This window comes from Rhizobium sp. LjRoot98, assembly GCF_964252935.1.
GTDB lineage: Bacteria > Pseudomonadota > Alphaproteobacteria > Rhizobiales > Rhizobiaceae > Pararhizobium.
In genome coordinates this window covers 1269574-1288460 of the sequence record NZ_CAXUPW020000001.1, presented here as the reverse complement: position 1 = coordinate 1288460, position 18887 = coordinate 1269574, and the positions used below count along the sequence as shown (strand labels likewise).

At 61.3% G+C, this 18887-nt stretch carries 17 protein-coding genes; 7 read left to right on the top strand and 10 right to left on the bottom strand.

All coding sequences use genetic code 11. The features are described 5' to 3' along the window. Positions 1–27 precede the first annotated feature (27 nt). The 5 genes from ACSQ3J_RS06345 to ACSQ3J_RS06325 all read right to left on the bottom strand — a co-directional run bounded on the left by ACSQ3J_RS06345 (position 28) and on the right by ACSQ3J_RS06325 (position 7065). The gene (locus ACSQ3J_RS06345) at positions 28–612 is read right to left on the bottom strand and encodes an IMPACT family protein (RefSeq protein ID WP_060500709.1); all 585 of its coding nucleotides are present in this window, start codon (positions 610–612) and stop codon (positions 28–30) included. A gap of 114 nt (positions 613–726) precedes the next feature. Then, on the bottom strand, positions 727–4422 hold the full coding sequence (putA, locus tag ACSQ3J_RS06340) for a trifunctional transcriptional regulator/proline dehydrogenase/L-glutamate gamma-semialdehyde dehydrogenase (protein ID WP_060500706.1): 3696 nt from the start codon (positions 4420–4422) through the stop codon (positions 727–729). Between the two features lie 187 nt (positions 4423–4609). Continuing rightward, the gene (locus tag ACSQ3J_RS06335; RefSeq protein ID WP_037204632.1) at positions 4610–4924 is read right to left on the bottom strand and encodes a YkgJ family cysteine cluster protein; all 315 of its coding nucleotides are present in this window, start codon (positions 4922–4924) and stop codon (positions 4610–4612) included. Positions 4925–5092: 168 nt separating this feature from the next. Beyond that, complete coding sequence (gene spdA / locus ACSQ3J_RS06330; RefSeq protein ID WP_060500704.1) at positions 5093–5899, bottom strand: 2', 3'cyclic nucleotide phosphodiesterase SpdA; 807 nt, start codon at positions 5897–5899, stop codon at positions 5093–5095. Positions 5900–6174: 275 nt separating this feature from the next. Beyond that, positions 6175–7065, bottom strand: a complete 891-nt coding sequence (locus ACSQ3J_RS06325) for a tetratricopeptide repeat protein (RefSeq protein ID WP_082511893.1) — start codon at positions 7063–7065, stop codon at positions 6175–6177. Positions 7066–7286: 221 nt separating this feature from the next. Between ACSQ3J_RS06325 and ACSQ3J_RS06320 the strand changes: the two genes are divergently transcribed. Next, positions 7287–7910 carry a FecR family protein gene (locus tag ACSQ3J_RS06320; protein ID WP_060501376.1) on the top strand — a complete coding sequence of 208 codons (624 nt, stop codon included), beginning with the start codon at positions 7287–7289 and terminating at the stop codon, positions 7908–7910. 37 nt (positions 7911–7947) lie between these two features. Here ACSQ3J_RS06320 and ACSQ3J_RS06315 read toward each other — a convergent pair whose 3' ends face one another. Both ACSQ3J_RS06315 and ACSQ3J_RS06310 read right to left on the bottom strand, forming a co-directional pair. Next, entirely contained in the window at positions 7948–9804 is a 1857-nt protein-coding gene (locus ACSQ3J_RS06315; RefSeq protein WP_060500702.1) for a CHASE2 domain-containing protein, read from the bottom strand. Between the two features lie 4 nt (positions 9805–9808). Further along, positions 9809–10513, bottom strand: a complete 705-nt coding sequence (locus ACSQ3J_RS06310; protein ID WP_060500700.1) for a Crp/Fnr family transcriptional regulator — start codon at positions 10511–10513, stop codon at positions 9809–9811. Positions 10514–10805: 292 nt separating this feature from the next. Between ACSQ3J_RS06310 and ACSQ3J_RS06305 the strand changes: the two genes are divergently transcribed. Continuing rightward, the gene (locus ACSQ3J_RS06305) at positions 10806–11189 is read left to right on the top strand and encodes a DoxX family protein (protein WP_060500697.1); all 384 of its coding nucleotides are present in this window, start codon (positions 10806–10808) and stop codon (positions 11187–11189) included. Between the two features lie 72 nt (positions 11190–11261). On the opposite strand, the gene ACSQ3J_RS06300 is transcribed toward ACSQ3J_RS06305, so the two are convergent. After that, positions 11262–11690: an RbsD/FucU family protein gene (locus ACSQ3J_RS06300; protein WP_060500695.1), complete on the bottom strand. Its 429-nt coding sequence runs from the start codon at positions 11688–11690 to the stop codon at positions 11262–11264. After that, on the bottom strand, positions 11690–12922 hold the full coding sequence (locus tag ACSQ3J_RS06295; protein WP_060500693.1) for an ROK family transcriptional regulator: 1233 nt from the start codon (positions 12920–12922) through the stop codon (positions 11690–11692). Before ACSQ3J_RS06295 ends, ACSQ3J_RS06300 begins: the two co-directional genes overlap by 1 nt. Positions 12923–13222: 300 nt before the next feature. Between ACSQ3J_RS06295 and ACSQ3J_RS06290 the strand changes: the two genes are divergently transcribed. The 5 genes from ACSQ3J_RS06290 (at position 13223) to pyrC (ending at position 17976) form a co-directional block, all read left to right on the top strand. Beyond that, positions 13223–14248, top strand: coding sequence for a sugar ABC transporter substrate-binding protein (locus tag ACSQ3J_RS06290; protein WP_060500692.1), 1026 nt, complete (start codon positions 13223–13225; stop codon positions 14246–14248). A 104-nt stretch (positions 14249–14352) separates the two neighbouring features. Further along, complete coding sequence (locus ACSQ3J_RS06285; protein ID WP_060500690.1) at positions 14353–15411, top strand: ABC transporter permease; 1059 nt, start codon at positions 14353–14355, stop codon at positions 15409–15411. Then, entirely contained in the window at positions 15387–16184 is a 798-nt protein-coding gene (locus ACSQ3J_RS06280) for an ATP-binding cassette domain-containing protein (RefSeq protein ID WP_082511891.1), read from the top strand. The genes ACSQ3J_RS06285 and ACSQ3J_RS06280 overlap by 25 nt, the downstream gene beginning before the upstream one ends. Continuing rightward, a complete protein-coding gene (locus ACSQ3J_RS06275; protein ID WP_060500686.1) occupies positions 16181–16816 on the top strand; it encodes a nucleoside triphosphate hydrolase in 636 nt (211 codons plus the stop codon). The genes ACSQ3J_RS06280 and ACSQ3J_RS06275 overlap by 4 nt, the downstream gene beginning before the upstream one ends. Positions 16817–16923: 107 nt before the next feature. After that, entirely contained in the window at positions 16924–17976 is a 1053-nt protein-coding gene (gene pyrC / locus ACSQ3J_RS06270) for a dihydroorotase (RefSeq protein ID WP_060500684.1), read from the top strand. Between the two features lie 42 nt (positions 17977–18018). Here the strand turns inward: pyrC and ACSQ3J_RS06265 are convergent, their stop codons facing one another. Further along, on the bottom strand, positions 18019–18522 hold the full coding sequence (locus ACSQ3J_RS06265; RefSeq protein ID WP_436038896.1) for a hypothetical protein: 504 nt from the start codon (positions 18520–18522) through the stop codon (positions 18019–18021). Positions 18523–18887 lie beyond the last annotated feature (365 nt).

The following is an 18887-nucleotide window of genomic DNA, read 5'->3' as shown; positions in this document are numbered from 1 at the left end:
GGTCAAGCCGGGGCACGGGCAAAAATCTCAGTCGCCGAGCTTCAGAAACGTGCGGCCACGGCTGAGGTCGAGGATGATGGCGGAAGCGGTCTCGGCCGTATCCCTGGGAATTTGCAACGACAGTTCCGCTCCAGTGCCGGTAAAGGCTTCGGCGCTGATCGTGATGCCAAGCGCGGTAAGCCGCGCCTTGATGAGAGCGAGATCGGAAAAGTCGCAGACCGCGCTGCCCGTCACGGTTTCGATGACTTCGGTTTTCTCCGCCGCCCGCAGGCACATCGCCGCCGTGCCGCCATAGGCGCGCATCAGCCCGCCGCTGCCGAGCAACGTGCCGCCGAACCAGCGGGTGACGACGGCGGCGACGTGATCCAGCGATTGACCGTCGATTGCCTGGAGGATCGGTTTTCCCGCCGTTCCGCTGGGTTCGCCATCGTCGCTGAAGCGATAGGTCTGGCCGATGCGATAGGCCCAGCAATTGTGGCTGGCCGTCAGGTCCGAATGCCGGGTGATGAAGTCGCGGGCTTCTTCTTCGTTGCCCACAGGCCCGCAGATTGCCAGGAAACGGCTTTTCTTGATTTCCTGTGTCTGGGTCTCGATGCGCTGAAGCGTAAACATTCGCCGGTTCCGTTTGCGCGGTGATAGCGCATCGAGAGCCTTGATGCCAACAGGCGAGAAAGGTTTCTGCCCATCCCGGTCAAGACCAGGATGGGCTGGGAAAGAAGCGTCCTATCAGCCGATCGACATCAGGCTGGCATTGCCGCCAGCCGCCGCCGTGTTGACGCTGGTGGAGACTTCTTCGAGCAGCCAGTTGAGGCAATAGGCGTCCGGGTTTTTGGCAAGCTCGGCCGTCGAGGCTGCCTGAACCAGGACCAGAGGGCCGGGAAGTGCTGCGATCTTCTTGTTGACCGTTCGGATGCGCTCCGCTTCGCCTTCGATCAATGCACCGGCAAAAGGCACATCCATCCGCCAGTCAGCGGTGAAGGAAACCCGGGCGGCGGCGGTGGCGGGCAGTGAAGCGAGCGCTTCCTTGAGGCCGGAAGCGGTATCGACGACGGCGGCGTTGCCGGTGGCGAACACTGCGGCCAGCTGGCGGTAAAGGCCATCGGCTGTTTCCGGCACGAGCAGGATACGGCCACGCGGATGCAGCGCATAGAGATTGCGCTCGCCAACCGGTCCCGCAAGCTCGGTCGTCAGGCCAAGTGCCGATTGGCTGCCGGTTTCGCGGGCGTCCTGCGCTTGTGTCTTCAGGCCCTTGCTGTCCAGCCACTTGGCAAAATCGAGCAGGACCGGATCGGTGTGAACCGAGCTATGCTGCGGCGGAACCGGCGGCGTGGTGACGAGGCGGCCGAGATAGAGCGGGCCGCCGGCCTTCGGGCCGGTGCCGGACAGGCCACGTCCGCCAAAGGGCTGCACGCCGACAACGGCGCCGATGATGTTGCGGTTGACGTAGAGATTGCCGGCCTTCACGCGGGAGGTGACATGGGCAATCGTCTCGTCGAGGCGCGTATGCAGGCCGAAGGTCAGGCCATAACCGGTGGCGTTGATATCGTCGATCAGCCGGTCGAGATCGTCGCGCTCATAGCGCAGCACGTGCAGCACCGGACCGAAGACTTCACGCTTCAGCTCGGAAAGCTGCTTCAGCTCGATGATCGTCGGCGGCACGAATGTGCCTTGCGCCGTGGCTGGCGACAGCGCGATCTGCTCGACCTTGGCGCCGATACCGCGCATGGCGGCGATATGCTTTTCGATGATGCCCTTGGCTTCCCCGGTGATCACCGGGCCGACATCGACGGCGAGGCGGTCGGTGCGGCCGATATCGAGTTCGTGCAGGGCGCCTTTCAGCATGGTCAGCACGCGATCGGCAACATCGTCCTGCAGGCACAGCACGCGCAGCGCCGAGCAGCGCTGGCCGGCACTGTCGAAGGCGGATGCAATGACGTCGCCGACAACCTGTTCGGCAAGTGCTGAGGAATCGACGATCATGGCGTTCTGGCCGCCGGTTTCGGCAATCAGCGGGATCGGCTTACCGGAGGCCGACAGCCGGTCGGCAAGCTGCGCCTGGATCAGCCGGGCGACTTCGGTCGAGCCGGTGAACATCACGCCTGCAATGTGGGGCGCGCCGACGAGGGCAGCCCCGACACGGCCGTCGCCCGGAAGCAATTGCAGCGCTTCGGCCGGGATGCCTGCCTCATGCAGGATGCGAACACCTTCTGCAGCGATCAGCGGCGTTTCTTCGGCGGGCTTGGCCAGCACGGGGTTGCCCGCGACCAGCGCTGCGGCGATCTGGCCGGCAAAGATGGCCAGCGGGAAGTTCCAGGGGCTGATGCAGACGATCGGGCCGAGCGCCTGATGCGCCGGGCCGAGCGTGCGAGTTGCCTGTTCGGCATAATAGCGCAGGAAGTCGATGGCTTCGCGGACCTCGGCGATGGCGTTGGGCAGCGACTTGCCGGCCTCGCGGACGATCAGGCCGAGGAGTGCGGGCATGCGGTCCTGCATCAGGTCGGCGGCGCGCACCAGGCATTGGGCGCGCTCGCTGGGCGAAACGGCGCTCCACTTGGCACCTTCGGCGCGGGCGATCTCGACGGCACGGCGCGCGTCATCCTCGGCCGTTTCGATCACGGAGCCGACGATATCGCGGTGATCGCCGGGATTGAGGACCGGGCGGCTCTCGCCGCGCAGGGTTTCGGCGCAGAGATGTGGCGCAGCCTTCCAGTCCGTCGCGGCACTTGCCTTCAACGCTTCCGAGAGCATCGACAGCGATGTCTCGTTGGAAAGATCGAGACCGGCGGAATTCGCTCGCCCGGCGTAGAGATCGACCGGCGCCTTGATCTGATCATGCTGGGCACCCATCACCGGCATGGCGCGGACGGTATCGACCGGATCGGCGATCAAGTCGTCGATCGAGACGGCCGGATCGGCGATGCGGTTGACGAAGGAGGAGTTGGCGCCGTTTTCGAGCAGGCGGCGGACAAGGTAGGCAAGTAGCGTCTCATGCGTGCCGACTGGTGCGTAGATGCGGGCCGGGCGGTCGAGATTGGCCTTGCCGACCACTTCGTCGTAAAGCGGCTCGCCCATGCCGTGCAGGCACTGGAATTCATAATCGCCAACCTTGAAGTCAGGCCCGGCCATCTCATAGATCGTTGCCAGAGACTGCGCATTGTGGGTGGCAAATTGCGGGAAGATGACGTCCTTGGCGGCAAGCAGCTTGCTGGCGCAGGCAATGTAGGAGATGTCGGTGTAAATCTTGCGGGTATAGACCGGGAAACCTTCGAGACCGTCGATCTGCGCGCGCTTGATCTCGGCATCCCAATAGGCGCCCTTGACGAGGCGTACCATCATCCGGTGGCCGGAACGGCGGGCGAGATCGATGATGAAATCGAGCACGAACGGGCAGCGCTTGCCATAGGCCTGGACGACGAAGCCGACGCCGTTCCAGCCGGACAGGGCCGGGTCGAGGCGCAGTGATTCCAGAAGATCCAGCGACAGTTCCAGCCGGTCTGCTTCCTCGGCATCGATGTTGAGGCCAATATCGTAGCTCTTGGCGATCAGCGCCAGCGCCTTCACCTTTGGCAGCAGTTCGCCCATGACACGGGCCGACTGGGCGCGGACGTAGCGCGGATGCAGGGCCGACAGCTTGATCGAGATGCCCGGGCCTTCATAGATGCCGCGGCCGGCGGACGCCTTGCCGATGGCGTGGATGGCGTTTTCGTAGTCGGCATAATAGCGCGTGGCGTCGGCGGCTGTCGTCGCGGCCTCTCCCAGCATGTCGTAAGAATAACGGAAGCCGCGGGCTTCCAACGGCCGCGAGCGCTTCAGCGCCTCGTCGATGGTTTCACCGGTGACGAACTGCTCGCCCATCATCCGCATCGCCATATCGACGCCACGGCGGATCACCGGCTCGCCAGCGCGTGCGATCAGGCGGGTGAGCGCGGCCGACAGGCTGCGATCGTTGACGGTCGAGGTCAGCTTGCCAGTGACGACGAGACCCCAGGTGGCAGCGTTGACGAACAGGGAGCGGCCGCCGCCGATATGCGAGCGCCAGTCGCCGTCGGCGATCTTGTCGCGGATCAGCGCATCGCGGGTTGCGGTGTCGGGAATGCGCAGCAGGGCTTCGGCCAGGCACATCAGGGCCACGCCTTCCTGGCTCGACAGCGAGTATTCATGCACCAGACCCTCGACACCGGAGCCTTTGTGCTTGGCGCGCAGGGCGGTGATCAGTTTGCGGGCCGTCGTCCTGGCGCGGGCGCGAACATCATCGGGAAGCGTCGCGGCCGCCACCAGCGGCGGCAGGCATTCGGTCTCGGGGCGGCGATAGGCGGCGGTGATTGCCTGACGCAAGGCGGTCTGTTCGGCAATCGGCGGGGCGAAATCGGCAAAGGGAGCGGTCGGGCTATTAGAAGTGTTTTGCGGCAGCGGCTGGCTCATCAGATCGTCCCTGTTCGAAGCTGTCAGGCACACGCAGTGTGGCCCGGAATTCATGGGCGCAAAATAGGGTAGACGGCTCCGGATAGCTATCCGGGAAAATGAGATTTACGGCGGATGTTTCACCGATTATGATTGTCAAGACCGTACACTCTGCGGCCGTATCCAGATTGAGCCGGATGATCCGGTGTCAGAGAAGCACTTTCTGGGATAGTTTATGGCGAGCCATCAGGCATTCGTCATCGCCCGGCATGCAGGTTCGGCAGACAATCGGGCGCACGGCATAGATCTTGCAACCGACATGAACGCCCAGCTTTCCGTCGAGCGCCGAACAGCGATTGTCCTCGCAGCGCATGCCGCCAAGATCGGCTGACACATATTCTGCCGGGATACGGTCCAGTTCCTCGTCAGTCTCAAGTGAAAACCGTGGCCAGTCTTCGGAATAGCTGCAGCACGCGCCGCAACTCTGGCAGTCGAAATCATCGGTGGGAACGGCAAGGGTCATGCGGGTAGGGTAGCTGAAATCATGCGGGAACGGAATGGGGTGGCGTCATACACGGGTTAACCCTCCCCCTTGTGGGGAGGGTCGTAGCGAAGCGGAGGGGAGGGGCTCTTTTATAAACAGAAAGTCCCCTCCCCAACCCCTCCCCACGAGGGGGAGGGGCCTGACCCATCACGCCACCGCCGCTTCCCTGATCGCGATCTCATAGTCTTCCGTATGCACCAGAATGCCGGTGTCGGTCATCACAGCGATGCCATAGGCGGCGGGTTCGTCGACGGAGAGCGAAGGGTCAGGCGCATCAAAGGGCATCGGCTGCTGGTGGACTGGGCTCTTGAACACCGAAAACGGAATGCCGCGACTGGAGCCCGAAATCGTCCGGTGCACATGGCCAGCGAAAATGTGCAGCACATTGCCCCGGCGTTTGACGACGTCGTAGAAATCCACCTCATTGATCAGCCGCATCAGGTCCATGCCGGTAAAGCCGGTGGCGTGCGGCGGATGGTGCATGAACAACAGCACCGGCAAGTCGCCTGCGGTCTCCAGTTGGCGGTCGAGCCAGGCAAGCCGCTTGGTGCAGAGGAAACCGGCATGGCTGCGCGGGTAGTCGTAAGGCGGTGCAAACAGCGTATCGAGGATCACGGCGCGGCAATCGGGAAAATCGATGACTTGCTGGACGAAACCGTCGTCGTCTGTCGCAACGTCTGGAAAGACATCGCGAAAGGTTTCGCGGTTGTCATGATTGCCTATGGTGATGGCAAGCGGCGGGATCAGCTGGTCCAGCAGACCTTTCAGCCGCTCGTAGGAGGGCTGATCGGCCCGGTGGGCCAGATCGCCCATGACAATGATCCTGTCCGCATCGGCGTGGTAACGGTTGACGTGGTCGATACCGGCGGCGAGCCGTTTGAACGGATCGAGGCCAATGATGGACTGCCCCACGGGCACCATATGCAGGTCGGTGAAGATAATGAGCTTCGTCATTTCGCGGAAATCCGATTAAAAAAGAAAACTCTAATTAATAGATTCACGCTGTCGCTGGATGCGGCGCACGTCAAGCAACATAATTGGGAGGATTCGATCAGAGGGGCCGGTTTCAAACCACATCCCAGGCCACGCCCTTGGTAAGGCACGCCGTACTCATCAAGGCGGACTATCGATGTGAAAAATCCGCGGGCGTGGTAACCGTCAGCGGATAGATCAATTTCGCGGCCGGTCTGTATCCGGGGAAAACGGTGCCGCGCCGCAGTTCTGGCTTTTCACTTTACCCGGCCCGCCTTTGGTACAGTCAGGCTTGCCTGTTCGTTCGGCTCGATGCCGGTCGCGGCGGCGATGGCGATTGCCGGCTGAATGATCTTGCCTTGCGCGAACACGTCACCCATTTCGGCGGCCTGGCTGAACATTGCAGTTGCGGCAGCGCGATCGACGGGCATGCCTTCGCCGTTCTCCAGCATCAGCCCGAGATTGACCATCGCATCGACATTGCCGCGATCGGCGGCGAGTTTGTAAAATTGTGCGGCCTTGTGGTTATCTTCCGGAATCTGCGTGCCCTCATCCAGCATGACGGCGAGATTGAAGGCGCCCAGATTATCCTTGGCGGCCGATGCCCGCTCGAACCATTGCGCTGCAAGTTCACCGTTGGCCGACGTGCCGATGCCGTCGCGATAGGCAACGCCGAGATTGTAGGCGGCGAGAATATTGCCGGTAGCGGCAGCCTTCTGGTAGAGCGCAAACTCCGCTGCATGGTCACCACGTTCACCGAGCATCACGGCATAATTCACCATCGCGACCGCATGGTTGCCCTCCGCCGCCTTTTCCAGCATCGCCATGGCTTGCCCGCGTTGGCCGGCAGCATGGAGCACGCGGGCAAGCTCAAAGGTCTGCCGGGGGCCGCTGCCCTGGTTGTAAGCCTCGCGGCAAGCCGAAAGGGCAATGCCGATGCGGATGTCCTCGGTCGCGACGGGGCGAAAGGCGAGGTTGCGTTGCAGATCGTGTTCACTGCCTGCTTCCGCATCGCACTGGTCTGCCGGCAGCAGCGCCGAGGCAGCGCGAGCGGAAGGAATGGCGATCGCGGCGACTGAAAGCAGACTGACGGCGGTAAGCAGGATCGCGTTGATGGCTGAAATGCGCTTGCTGGGTCCGTTTTTCATGGCGTTCTCCTTGGCGTTTGTGTCACCCTATGGCGCACGCCGGTCTGCGGCTGTTCCTTGGGAAACAGTCCGTGGTGCAGCCGGAGAGGAGGATCAGGACAGGCCGGGAAAAGCGGCATCCAGACGGAAGCGGGATTTCCCACCCCGCCGATATGGATCGCTCGCCGAAAACCGGGTTATGTGAACAAGGAGCAAGGACAATGACGCCAGACATTCAACTGCTGCGGCAAGGCCTTATCGGGCGGCGGACATTCATCGCCGGCTGTGCGCTGGTCGCCGGTGGTCTTGCGGCCATACCGACCCAGGCAAGTACGGTGATCGGCAAGGCATCTGACGTGCGCGGCAAGGTCAATCTCAAGCGGGCGGAAAAGCAGGAAGGGCTGGCAACGGGCGCGCAGATCATGGACAATGATTTTGTGGCGACCGGCAGCGACAGTTTTGCCGATCTGGCGCTGGTCGGTGACACGCGCATCCTTTTGGGCAGCAAGACGGAGCTGCTGCTCGACAGCTTCATTGCCGGCCAGGGGGGGACGATGGAGCTCGGGATGGGGCAGATGGTTTTTGACCGGCCGGAGGGCCTGCCGAAGATCGATCTGGCGCTGCGCACCACGTTCGGCATGATCGGCGTGCGGGGCACGAAGTTTTTTGCTGGCCCCAATCGCGGTGTCTTTGCCGTCTTCGTCGAACACGGCCAAGTGTCTGTGGATGCCGGCGGAGTCCAGCGGCTGGTTGGTGCCGGTGAAGGCATCGAGATTGCAAAGCCGGGCGAAGCGCCGAACGAGACTGTGAAATGGAAGGAAGCCCGGATCGTCGAGGCTTATGCCAGCGCCGGTCTGAAACGTTAGAGCGGCCCATCGTTAGACAGAAGCGCTCCAAGCCTGTTCAGGCTTGACTGGTGAACAGCTCCATTTCGCCAAAGCCCCGGATTTCGTGCATGCCGACCGAGCGCAGTGTGCGGCCGCTCTGGACGGCGGCTTCCGGGCCGATGCAGATGGCGGTGCCGAGAAATTTGTTGGCTTCCTGAAGCCGGGCAGCAAGGTTGATGCAGTCGCCATGCGCGGTATAGTCGAGCTTGCCACCGGCGCCGACTTCGCCGAGCACGGCGATCCCCGTTTCGATGCCGATGCGGGTGCGGCCGAACTGGTGTTCGGCAAAACCCGGACGCTGCCGCATTTCCTCCGTCAGAGCCCGGATTGCCTCGGCACAGTCGATCGCCTTGTTGACGTGGTCATCCAGATCCTCCGGCGCATTGAAGAAGGCATGCACCGCGTCGCCAACCACCTTGTCGACCATGCCGCCATACTGTGCGACGAGACCGTTGACCTCAGCGTAGTAGATGTCGAGCAGGGTGACGAGATCGCGTGGCGGAAGCTTCTGGGATAGTGTGGAAAAGCCCTCGATATCGGTAAACAGGGCAGTGACCGGGCGTTCTTCTCCCGCCACGCGGTCGTCATCCGGGTTATCGATATATCGCGCGACGACGGATTGCGGCAGGTATTGCGAGAATTTGCTGCGCGCCGCGGATTCCGCCCGCCGCACACGGGCGAATTGCAGCGTGCTGGTCACGGCAAGTACGAAGATCAGAGCAAGGCTGATGCCGACGGCATCGACCAGGAGAGCGGAGCCGGCATAGATCGCGGTGGCCGCGGCGATCGTGGCGGAGATGGCCAGAAGCCCGAGGGCAACGGCGGTGACCGGCCGCAGGCGCGTGGCGACAAAAGCCACCAAAAGCCCGCCGATCAGGGCCAGCGCCGCTTCGAACAGGGGCAGTCTTGCCTGTCTCTCGGGAATGAAGCCGGTAAGCACGGCATTGGCGATGTCGGCATGGATTTGCACCGATGGCTCAAGCGGCATCGAGGCGGTGGAGCGCAGTCCGCCGAGATTGGGCAGGCTGCTGCCGATCAGCACCGTCTTGTCCTTGAAACGTCCCTCGGCAACCGCGCCGCTCAGCACATCGCCCGCCGACACCGTGCGCGCCTCGATGGCGCCAATCGGGCTGGCGGCAAAACGCAGGCTGCCATCCTCGTCCAGCTCGATCAACCGGCTCTCAAGCTTCAGCCAGGCGGGTTGCCCGCCCAGAATTGGCGTGCGGCCGCCTGCGGCCAACCGCGCGGCTTCCAGCCCCAGCGCCGGATAGGCGTCATTGCCGATAATCGAGAAAGCCTGGACCCGGCGGATACGGGCATCCTCGTCGCCCACCAGAAACGCCGCTGCTGCCGAGTGCGACGCCGTTTGCAGGAAGCTGCAGGATGCTTCCGCGCCATTGATGAACCAGAGATCGGGAATGGTGACCGGCTTGCGGACCGCAACCGGCGGCACGGGGGCCGGATGCTCCGGTCCCCCATCGGCGATCAGGAAGCCGAGAATGACGGGCACGCCGGAAATCGCCTGCGTCAGGGCAATGTTGGATGGTTCCGCCGGATCGCAGGCCGTACTGAAGATGAAATCGAGGGCGACAGCCCTGGCGCCCGCCTTTGATAATTTCGACAAGAGACCGGCCATTTCGCTCCGGCCCCAGGTCTTGTCCTGCAACTGCTGCATCGATTTGCGATCGACGTCGATGACGACGATTTCTGCCGATTGGGGCGCCGGAACCCATTGGGTGAGGGAATCGAAAAACTGTTCCCGCTGTGTCTCAAGCGCAGGCCCACCATAGAAGAACAGCAGCAATGCGCTGAAAAGGCTCGCAGCCGCCCCCGCAAAAAGCGGCCGGATTCGGGCCAGGCGGAAACTTTTCAAAGGGTTATTCCTCCTCCGGTTCCGCGATCTTCTGCAGGCGGCCGATGTGGCAGGTGATGACGCCGTCGACCCGCTTGATCGCGGCGCTTTCCTCCAGCGCCAGAATGGCCCGGTTCACCTTGGGGCGGCTGGCGCCGAGTATTCCAGCAATGTCGGACTGGCTGAGCGTGATGCGGAGATTTGCGCTTTCGGGCAGGTCGGTTCCGTGGATCTGTTTCAGTGTGGCGAGGAAAAAACGCGCGACGCGAGCGTGCAGGTCGTAAAGCGCGATCGTCTCCAGCCGGTCTGTCGTGTCGCGCAGCTGCGAGCAGAGATAACGGATGATCGATTCCGCTGCATTCGGCGTGTGGGTGATGAAGTCGAGGAAGGCTTTCTTGCTGATGACATAGCCTTCAGTCGCCGTGATCGCCGTTGCATCGGCGGAACGCGGCTGGTTATCGAGAATGGCCATTTCGCCGAAAAGCGCTCCAGCCTCGATATGGCGAAGCAGCAATTCGCGGCCCTGTGGCGTGATCAGCGACAGCTTGATGCGGCCGGACAGGACGGCAATCATGTAATTACCCTCATCGCCGCGCTGGAAAATCACCGTTCCCGGCGTCCATTTGCGATAGGTCGCAAGTGCTGCGATCGCAGAAATCGTCTCCTTGTCGAATTCCTCGAAAATCGGAAAGGAACGCCAGAAGGCTGGACTCTTGTTGATCTCGCTCATTTGCTTCCCCATCCGCAAATTTCATTGCTGCCCCGCCGAAATTCTTCTCGCAGTCTTTAAGGCGTTGCAACAAAAAACACTCAGGATGCGGTAATGCCCGGGATATGCTGGCGCTGCCATGGTGGTTTCGCTGTCACAACGATGTTCATTACACGTGACCGTTTGCTCGGTTGACGATCTGCGCAAGGCGTCTACTTATTGTGAACGATCTGTCTCCGGCGCATGGGCTGGATGAATTGGGAATTGCTGATAAATCTGTCGCCAACAAAGAACCCAACCGGAGTCTCTTCCAATGCCGCAGAATGCAGTCCTCCTCGTCGCACGTATCCTTCTGTCGATCCTCTTCATTATCGCCGGCTACGGCAAGCTCACCGCACTCGGCGGCACTGCCGGCTATTTCGGCAGCATGAACCTGCCGCTCCCGATGGTCACGGCCATCCTCGTCACCGCCGTCGAACTGCTCGGTGGTCTTGCCATTCTCGTTGGCCTCTTCACCCGCCCGGCAGCTTACATCCTGGCGCTCTTCTGCGTTGCCACGGCGTTCATCGGCCATGGTGACTTCTCGGTTGCCGGCAACGACATCCACTTCATGAAGAACCTGGCCATGGCTGGCGGCTTCCTGTTCGTCGCCACCTTCGGTGCCGGTTCCCTTTCGGTCGATGCCAAGCGCGCCTGATTGCTGAATAGCTGAATAAAAAAAGCCCGCCGATTGGGAAAATCGGCGGGCTTTTTCGTGTCTGGATAATCGTCAAGGATAGATGACGCCCTTGCGCAGGATGACATTGCCGTAAAGCCGCGGTTCGCTGGTCTGGACGACGGTATGGGCTGCGCGAACCCTCGGATAGAATTCCGGCCCGAGAAGTGGTGTGACTGCACGGTCGGGTTCGTATTTGGCGCAGCAGTCGATAATGTCCTGATGCACGGGGTCGAGTGCATCACGATCCTGTTTCACGGTGGCGCGAAAAATGGCTTCCTGCACGAAGTCGTCGATCGGCAGAACGCTGAGGATGGCGTCGAGAACCGGGATTAGATGATGCCCGTCGAGCCGGATCAGCCGGCGGCCATGCTCCATGCCGGGATAATTTCCATCGACCAATGCGATTTCGTCGCCATGGCCCATGGCGCGCAACGTGCTTAAAAGCTCGGGGCTTAAAAGCGGGTTCAGACCTTTCAGCATCAGGGTGTTTCCTTGAAAAGAACGTTGGTATCTATGAGGTAACGGGAGAACAGCGGCAGGCTGGCGCCACCAATGGCGCGGGCCTGGGCACCGACAGCACCTTCAATGATGTCAGGCAGGATGACGCCTTCAAGATCGAGTTCGCCCGCCGCATTGCGGATTGCCGCGACGATGCGTTCGCGTACCCAGCCGGGAAAGCCTCCGTCGATCACGGCGGCGCCGAAATCGATGATCGAGGCGGAGGAGACGATGGCCTGCGCCAGTGCCGCGGCCGTCAGCTGAATCCAAGTTTCCAGCGGTTCGCCGAAATCGATCCATTCATCAGCGGAATACCAGAGTGGCTTTGGGTCTATGCCCTTATCGCGCAGCAGATTTTCGAGCACGTATATCGAAGCGATCTTCAACAGCTGCTGCGGCTTGCCATTCTTATCGGAAACCTGCAGCGGGCCGACGGCGCCTGCCGTTCCGGTGCGGCCGGAAAACAGCGCCGAGTTCAGGACGATACCGCCGCCGATGAACGAGCCGATATAGAAATAGATGAAATCCGGATAGGAAGAGCCAACTCCGAAGATCAGTTCGGCACCGCAGGCGCTGGTGGCATCGTTCTGCATCAGCACGGGGTGATGGGTGCGGGCCGCCACCTCTTCGCGCAGATCAAAACCGCGCCAGCTGTTCATCGCCTCGCGCGGTGCGCCGGTCTCCTCGGCCCAGCTCCAGAGCTGGAAAGGGGTAGCGATGCCGACGCCCGCGATACGTTCGCGTTGCTCCGCAGTCAGCATCTTTTCGAGTTTGGGGATACCTTCTACGATGAAGGACAGGATGTCGCCGGGCATCGGATAGGCATGCGCTTGATGTAACTGCAGGCGGATATTGCCGACGAAATCCATCAGCACGAGATCGCAGCTGCGCCGGCCGATCTTGACGCCGTAGGAATAGACCGCATCCGGATTGAGCCGCATCGGGATCGAGGGCTGGCCGACACGGCCGCGCACGGGTTCGCCGCGCATCAACAGGTTGTCTTTTTCCAGCGCCCGCATGATGACCGTCACCGTCTGTGCCGAAAGGCCGGAACGCCGGGCAATGTCGGCCTTCGACAGGCTGCCGTGGCGGCGCACCAGCGACATGACCAGCCGTTCGTTGTAGGCCCGCACGCGAGTCAGATTTGCGCCGCCGCCGGGGTCGAAGACGTCCGGAACGGTCGATGCACCGCCGGAACCGGCCTGAGATGTCATGCCCGTTACCTCCCTAAAGCGTGACCTCCTATCCGGGCTGGGTTGTTCCGGACTGGCCTCCTGATCGCGCCTTTATTTTGTTTCTTGCATGCACTGCAACCAAGAGAGGCGCATGCCGATTTTCTGCGCAGAGAATGGCACAGATTTTTAATAATTCAATTTGATTTATTTATTGACAGCATTTCATTTTGATGTTTGTTTTGTGTCCGGAAGCGCCACCCGCACAGAGGAGATGTTGCGGTGGGCGAAGCCTGACGGACCGGTTCGCCGGTTCCATTTTTCAATCCTTGGGAGGATTTCATGAAGAAGACTATTGTTTCCGCCGCTCTCGGCGCGCTGGCGCTTGGCGTCGTATTTTCAGCCCCTGCCCAGGCCGCCGGTGTTTCGGCTTGCCTGATTACCAAGACCGATACCAACCCCTTCTTCGTCAAGATGAAGGAAGGCGCCGAAGCCAAGGCCAAGGAACTGGGTGTTGACCTGAAGTCCTATGCCGGCAAGGTCGATGGCGATCATGACAGTCAGGTTGCTGCCATCGAATCCTGCATCGCCGATGGCGCCAAGGGTATCCTGATTGCCGCTTCCGACACCAAGGCCATCGTTGACCAGGTCAAGAAGGCGCAGGATGCCGGCCTTCTCGTGATCGCGCTCGACACCCCACTGGATCCGCCCGGTTCCGCCGATGCAACATTCGCAACGGACAACCTGCAGGCCGGCAAGCTGATCGGCGCCTGGGCCGCCGCCACCCTCGGCGACAAGGCAAAGGATGCCAAGATCGGCTTCCTCGATCTCGTTCCCTCGCAGCCGACCGTCGACGTTCTGCGCGACCAGGGCTTCATGATCGGCTTCGGCATCGACCCCAAGGATCCGGCGAAGATTGGCGATGAGGACGATCCGCGCATCGTCGGCCATGACGTGACCAACGGCAACGAAGAAGGCGGCCGAACCGCCATGGAAAACCTTCTCCAGAAGGATCCGGACATCAATGTCATCCACACGATCAACGAACCCGCTGCAGTCGGCGCGTATGAAGCGCTGAAGGCCGTCGGCAAGGAAAAGGACGTTCTGATCGTTTCCGTCGACGGCGGTTGCCCGGGCGTCAAGTCGGTGGCTGAAGGCGTCATCGGTGCAACGTCGCAGCAGTATCCGCTGCTGATGGCCTCGCTCGGCATCGAAGCGATCGCCCAGTACGCCAAGGACGGCACCAAGCCGAAGCCGACCGAAGGCAAGGACTTCTTCGATACGGGCGTGGCACTCGTCACCGACAAGCCGGCCGCCGGCGTCGAGTCGATCGACGTCAAGACTGGCACGGACAAGTGCTGGGGTTGATGCCTTAGGGCTTTGAGCACACAATCAATATGGAAGGGCGGTTTCATGGCCGCCCTTTTCAACAACCGGTTGGTAGGCCGGTCTCTTGGGAGGGAGGCGTTGTCATGACAAGCGTCCAGGAATTCGAAAAAACACTGGATCAGAGCGACAAAACAGTCGCTTCATTCGAAGATCGTTCGCTTCTGCGGCGCGTTCAGCATTTCCTGCATTCGACACCGGCCGCCGTGCCGGCAATCGTGCTGATTGTATCCATTATCGTGTTCGGCGTCCTCAAGGGCGAGCGGTTCTTCACCGCCGGAACGCTGACTTTGATCCTGCAGCAGATCGCCGTCGTCGGTATTCTTGGCGCGGCGCAAACGCTGGTCATCCTGACTGCCGGTATCGATCTCTCGATCGGCGTGATTATGGTCCTCTCCGCGGTTGCGATGGGCAACTGCGCGGTCACCTATGGCATGCCGGCGCCGCTCGCCGTGCTCGTCGGCTTTATCGTCGCCGGCGTTTGCGGTCTGATCAACGGCTTCCTCGTTGCCCGGCTGAAGCTGCCGCCGTTCATCGTCACGCTTGGAACATGGAGCATTTTCGCGGCGACGAACTACATCTATTCCGCCAACGAAACCATTCGCCGCGCCGATATCGAGGCGTCGGCGCCCTTCCTTGGGATCTTCGGGTACAGTCTGAAGCTCGGCTCGGCGGTGTTCACGCTCGGCGTGATCATGATGGTCGTGCTGGTGCTGGTACTCTGGTATGCGCTCAATCACACCGCCTGGGGGCGGCACCTTTATGCCGTCGGTGACGATCCTGAAGCCGCTAAACTTTCCGGTATCCGCACCGACCGCGTCCTGCTCGGCACCTATGCGCTGGCGGGTCTGATTGCCGGGCTTGCCGCCTGGGTCTCGATCGGCCGCAATGGTTCTATCTCGCCCTCCTGGGCGGTGACCGACTACAACCTGCAGGCCATTACAGCAGCGGTGATTGGCGGGATCTCGTTGTTTGGCGGCCGTGGTTCCATCCTCGGGACCTTGTTTGGCGCGCTGATCGTCGGCGTCGTCTCGATGGGCCTCAACATGCTCGGTGCCGATCCGCAATGGAAAGTCGGTCTTACCGGTGTCCTCATCATCTCGGCCGTCGCGGTCGACCAATGGATCAGAAAGGTAGCCGGCTGATGGAACCCCTTCTCACCGCACGTGGTATCGTCAAGCGCTACGGCCGCGTCACGGCCCTCGATCAGTCCGATTTCGATCTCTATCCCGGCGAAATCCTCGCCGTGATCGGCGACAATGGTGCGGGAAAATCCTCGCTGATCAAGGCGATCTCAGGCGCCGTCCGGCCCGACGAGGGGGAAATCCGCCTTGACGGAAAGGTCGTGCACTTTTCCAATCCGATGGAGGCGCGCGCCGCTGGCATCGAGACCGTCTATCAGAACCTTGCGCTGTCGCCGGCTCTGTCGATCGCCGACAACATGTTCCTCGGTCGCGAAATCCGCAGGAGCGGCCCGATGGGCTCGCTGTTCCGGATGCTTGACCGGCCGAAGATGGAGAAGATCGCCCGCGACAAATTGAGTGAACTGGGGCTGATGACGATCCAGAACATCAATCAGGCGGTGGAAACCCTGTCCGGCGGCCAGCGACAGGGGGTCGCGGTGGCGCGTGCCGCAGCCTTCGGCTCCAAGGTCATCATTCTCGATGAGCCGACGGCGGCCCTTGGGGTGAAGGAATCGCGCAAGGTTCTGGAGCTGATCCTCGACGTTCGCAAGCGCGGCCTGCCGATCGTGCTGATCTCGCACAACATGCCGCATGTGTTCGAGGTGGCAGACCGCATCCACATCCACCGGCTTGGCAAACGCCTCTGCGTCATCAATCCGAAGGACTATACGATGTCGGATGCCGTCGCCTTTATGACAGGGGCCAAGGTTCCGCCGGAGGCTGCCGTCGCATGACCATGACGCTTGCCGCCATCGCGGATAGCATCGTCGAGAAGGCGGGTAAGTCGTCCCGCTTCATCGTCGCCATCGCCGGCCCCCCGGGGGCCGGCAAGTCCACGCTTGCAGATGCGCTGCAGGAGGAGCTGACGCGCCGTGGCGAAAAATCGGCCGTGCTGCCGATGGACGGTTTTCACATGGACAACGGCATTCTCGAAGAGCGCGGCCTGCTGAAGCGCAAAGGCGCGCCGGAGACCTTCGATGTGCGCGCCTTCATCGATATCGTTTCAGCGGTGCGCAAGGCCGATGAAGAGGTTCTCGTGCCGGTATTCGACCGGTCGCGCGAAATCGCCATTGCGTCGGCCCGGCCGGTATCGCCGGAAATGCGTATCATCCTTGCTGAAGGCAATTACCTGCTGCTGAACGAAGCGCCGTGGTCGCGGCTCGATGGCATGTTCGACCTGTCGATCTTCGTCGGTCCACCCTATGAGGTGCTGGAAGAGCGGCTGCGGCAGCGCTGGGTCCATTATGGGCTGGATGCCGCGGGCATCGAATGGAAGCTCTACGGCAACGATCTGCCGAACGGCAAACGGATCATCGACAATTCGAGGCCGGCCGATATCGCCATCGAGATTTTCGAAACGGCCTGATGCCGGGCAATCGATCATTGTTTTCCGCCACACAATGATGCTATCGGAGCCTTCGGTCAGCGCATGCCCGAACCCATGCGCAAAAGATTGCGTCTGGAGATACCGCCATGAGCCCACAGTCCGTCACCGAACTGACGATCCGCCGTCCCGACGACTGGCATCTGCATCTGCGCGATGGCGGCATGCTCAAGGGCGTCATCGGTGACACCAGCCGCCACTTCGCCCGCGCCATCATCATGCCCAATCTTGTGCCGCCGGTGGTGACCACCGCCGATGCGACGGCCTATCGCGAACGCATCATGGCCGCCTTGCCGAAGGGCGACCGTTTCGAGCCGCTGATGACGCTCTATCTCACCGAGGGAACCAACCCGGATGACGTCGAGGCTGGTCATGCCAGCGGCCTGATCAAGGCCGTCAAGCTCTATCCGGCCGGCGCGACCACCAATTCGCATGGCGGCGTGCGCAACTTTGAAAATGCCATGCCGGTTCTGGAGCGGATGGCCAAGATCGGCCTGCCGCTTTGTGTCCACGGTGAGGTGACGACGCCGGAAATCGATATTTTCGACCGCGAAGCCGTCTTCATCGAAACCGTGCTCGAGCCGCTTCGTGCCCGCCTGCCGGAACTGAAGGTGACGATGGAGCATGTCACCACCAAGGACGGTATCGACTACATCAAGTCGGCAAAGAGCAATCTCGCCGGTTCGATCACCACCCATCATCTGATTATCAACCGCAACGCCATCCTGGTCGGCGGTATCCGCCCGCATTACTATTGCCTGCCGGTCGCCAAGCGCGAACTGCATCGTCTGGCGCTGCGGGCTGCGGCAACCTCCGGCGATGGCCGTTTCTTCCTCGGCACGGATTCTGCGCCGCATGTCGATCCGCTGAAGGAGTGCGCCTGCGGCTGTGCCGGTATCTATACCTCGATCAACACGATGAGCTGCCTTGCGCATGTGTTCGAACAGGAAAATGCCCTGGACAAGCTGGAGGCCTTCACATCGCTGAATGGTCCGGCCTGGTACGGCCTGCCGGTCAACGAGGAGACGATCACATTGCGCAAGCAGGCAGACGCTCTGACATTCCCGGAAAAGATCGAGACGGAAGCAGGTACGGTGACGGTGTTCGATCCGATGTTTCCGCTGCATTGGGCCGTTTCCTGAAGGTGAGCCAAAGCCCGCCTCCGGGAAACAGGCGTTGTGCTGTCAGGATTTGAGCTTCGAATTGCAGATGCTGTAGAAGCCGCCGCCCTTTTGGATCCAGGCAAGGCCGTTGAGTGAATTGTCGGCCTTGTCGGCCTTGTATTGATCGAGGCAGGTATGCATCCGGGCCTTGCCCGCAGTCTCGGTCGAATATTTGGAATCGACCTTGGTCGGGAAGACGACGCCTTTCGGTGCCTTTGCCGTGGTCTTGGCCGGTTCCGGCATATTCTCCGTATTGGCCATCGTTGGTTCCTGGTCGGTACTCATCGCAGCCGGTTTTTTCGCGGCCGTTTTCGTGGAAGCCGGTGTCATGGATGTCGCGGCGGCATCGGTTCCGCATTGCGCTTTGCGGAAATCGTTCCACTTCATTCCGTTCAGCGTTCCGGCCGCCTGGGCCGTTTTATACTTGGCGCTGCAATCCGTCATGCTCATGGCATTTGCGGCGGAGGACAGGACGAAGGGAGCAAGAGAAAGAGCGGCGAGGGTGGCAAGGCTGATCATCTTCATTGGATAACCTCATGATACGAGGGCATCAGGCGTTCAGCGACGCGTTGAACGTCCGCCTCAACTACAGATATGTCTCCCGGTTTGTGTCCGGATCGTGGTTTTTTCTCTAATATAGCTGAAGCTTACCAAGAATTAATCTGGCGGATCTTGCCGGTGGCGCGCTACGCTGACCCGGTGACAGAGTGCTGTTTGAAATCGGCGAGCGGCGGACTTGATCGGGGAAAAAACTTCGCCTAACAATGGGGCAGGCCGGATGCGGCCAGCCGCCCCGCAGTGCCTTGGCACGAATGGTGAATGCATCCATCCAAACCTTCTCATCCTTGCCTTTTGGCGTTGATGGCGAACGGGTCAGCAGAGCGGGCACT

Coding starts and splice junctions, on each gene's coding strand:
- ACSQ3J_RS06345 (WP_060500709.1), bottom strand. CDS start 612: ATGTTTACGCTTCAGCGCATCGAGACCCAGACACAGGAAATCAAGAAA.
- putA (WP_060500706.1), bottom strand. CDS start 4,422: ATGAGCCAGCCGCTGCCGCAAAACACTTCTAATAGCCCGACCGCTCCC.
- ACSQ3J_RS06335 (WP_037204632.1), bottom strand. CDS start 4,924: ATGACCCTTGCCGTTCCCACCGATGATTTCGACTGCCAGAGTTGCGGC.
- spdA (WP_060500704.1), bottom strand. CDS start 5,899: ATGACGAAGCTCATTATCTTCACCGACCTGCATATGGTGCCCGTGGGG.
- ACSQ3J_RS06325 (WP_082511893.1), bottom strand. CDS start 7,065: ATGAAAAACGGACCCAGCAAGCGCATTTCAGCCATCAACGCGATCCTG.
- ACSQ3J_RS06310 (WP_060500700.1), bottom strand. CDS start 10,513: ATGAGCGAGATCAACAAGAGTCCAGCCTTCTGGCGTTCCTTTCCGATT.
- ACSQ3J_RS06305 (WP_060500697.1), top strand. CDS start 10,806: ATGCCGCAGAATGCAGTCCTCCTCGTCGCACGTATCCTTCTGTCGATC.
- ACSQ3J_RS06300 (WP_060500695.1), bottom strand. CDS start 11,690: ATGCTGAAAGGTCTGAACCCGCTTTTAAGCCCCGAGCTTTTAAGCACG.
- ACSQ3J_RS06295 (WP_060500693.1), bottom strand. CDS start 12,922: ATGACATCTCAGGCCGGTTCCGGCGGTGCATCGACCGTTCCGGACGTC.
- ACSQ3J_RS06290 (WP_060500692.1), top strand. CDS start 13,223: ATGAAGAAGACTATTGTTTCCGCCGCTCTCGGCGCGCTGGCGCTTGGC.
- ACSQ3J_RS06285 (WP_060500690.1), top strand. CDS start 14,353: ATGACAAGCGTCCAGGAATTCGAAAAAACACTGGATCAGAGCGACAAA.
- ACSQ3J_RS06280 (WP_082511891.1), top strand. CDS start 15,387: ATGGATCAGAAAGGTAGCCGGCTGATGGAACCCCTTCTCACCGCACGT.
- ACSQ3J_RS06275 (WP_060500686.1), top strand. CDS start 16,181: ATGACCATGACGCTTGCCGCCATCGCGGATAGCATCGTCGAGAAGGCG.
- pyrC (WP_060500684.1), top strand. CDS start 16,924: ATGAGCCCACAGTCCGTCACCGAACTGACGATCCGCCGTCCCGACGAC.
- ACSQ3J_RS06265 (WP_436038896.1), bottom strand. CDS start 18,522: ATGAAGATGATCAGCCTTGCCACCCTCGCCGCTCTTTCTCTTGCTCCC.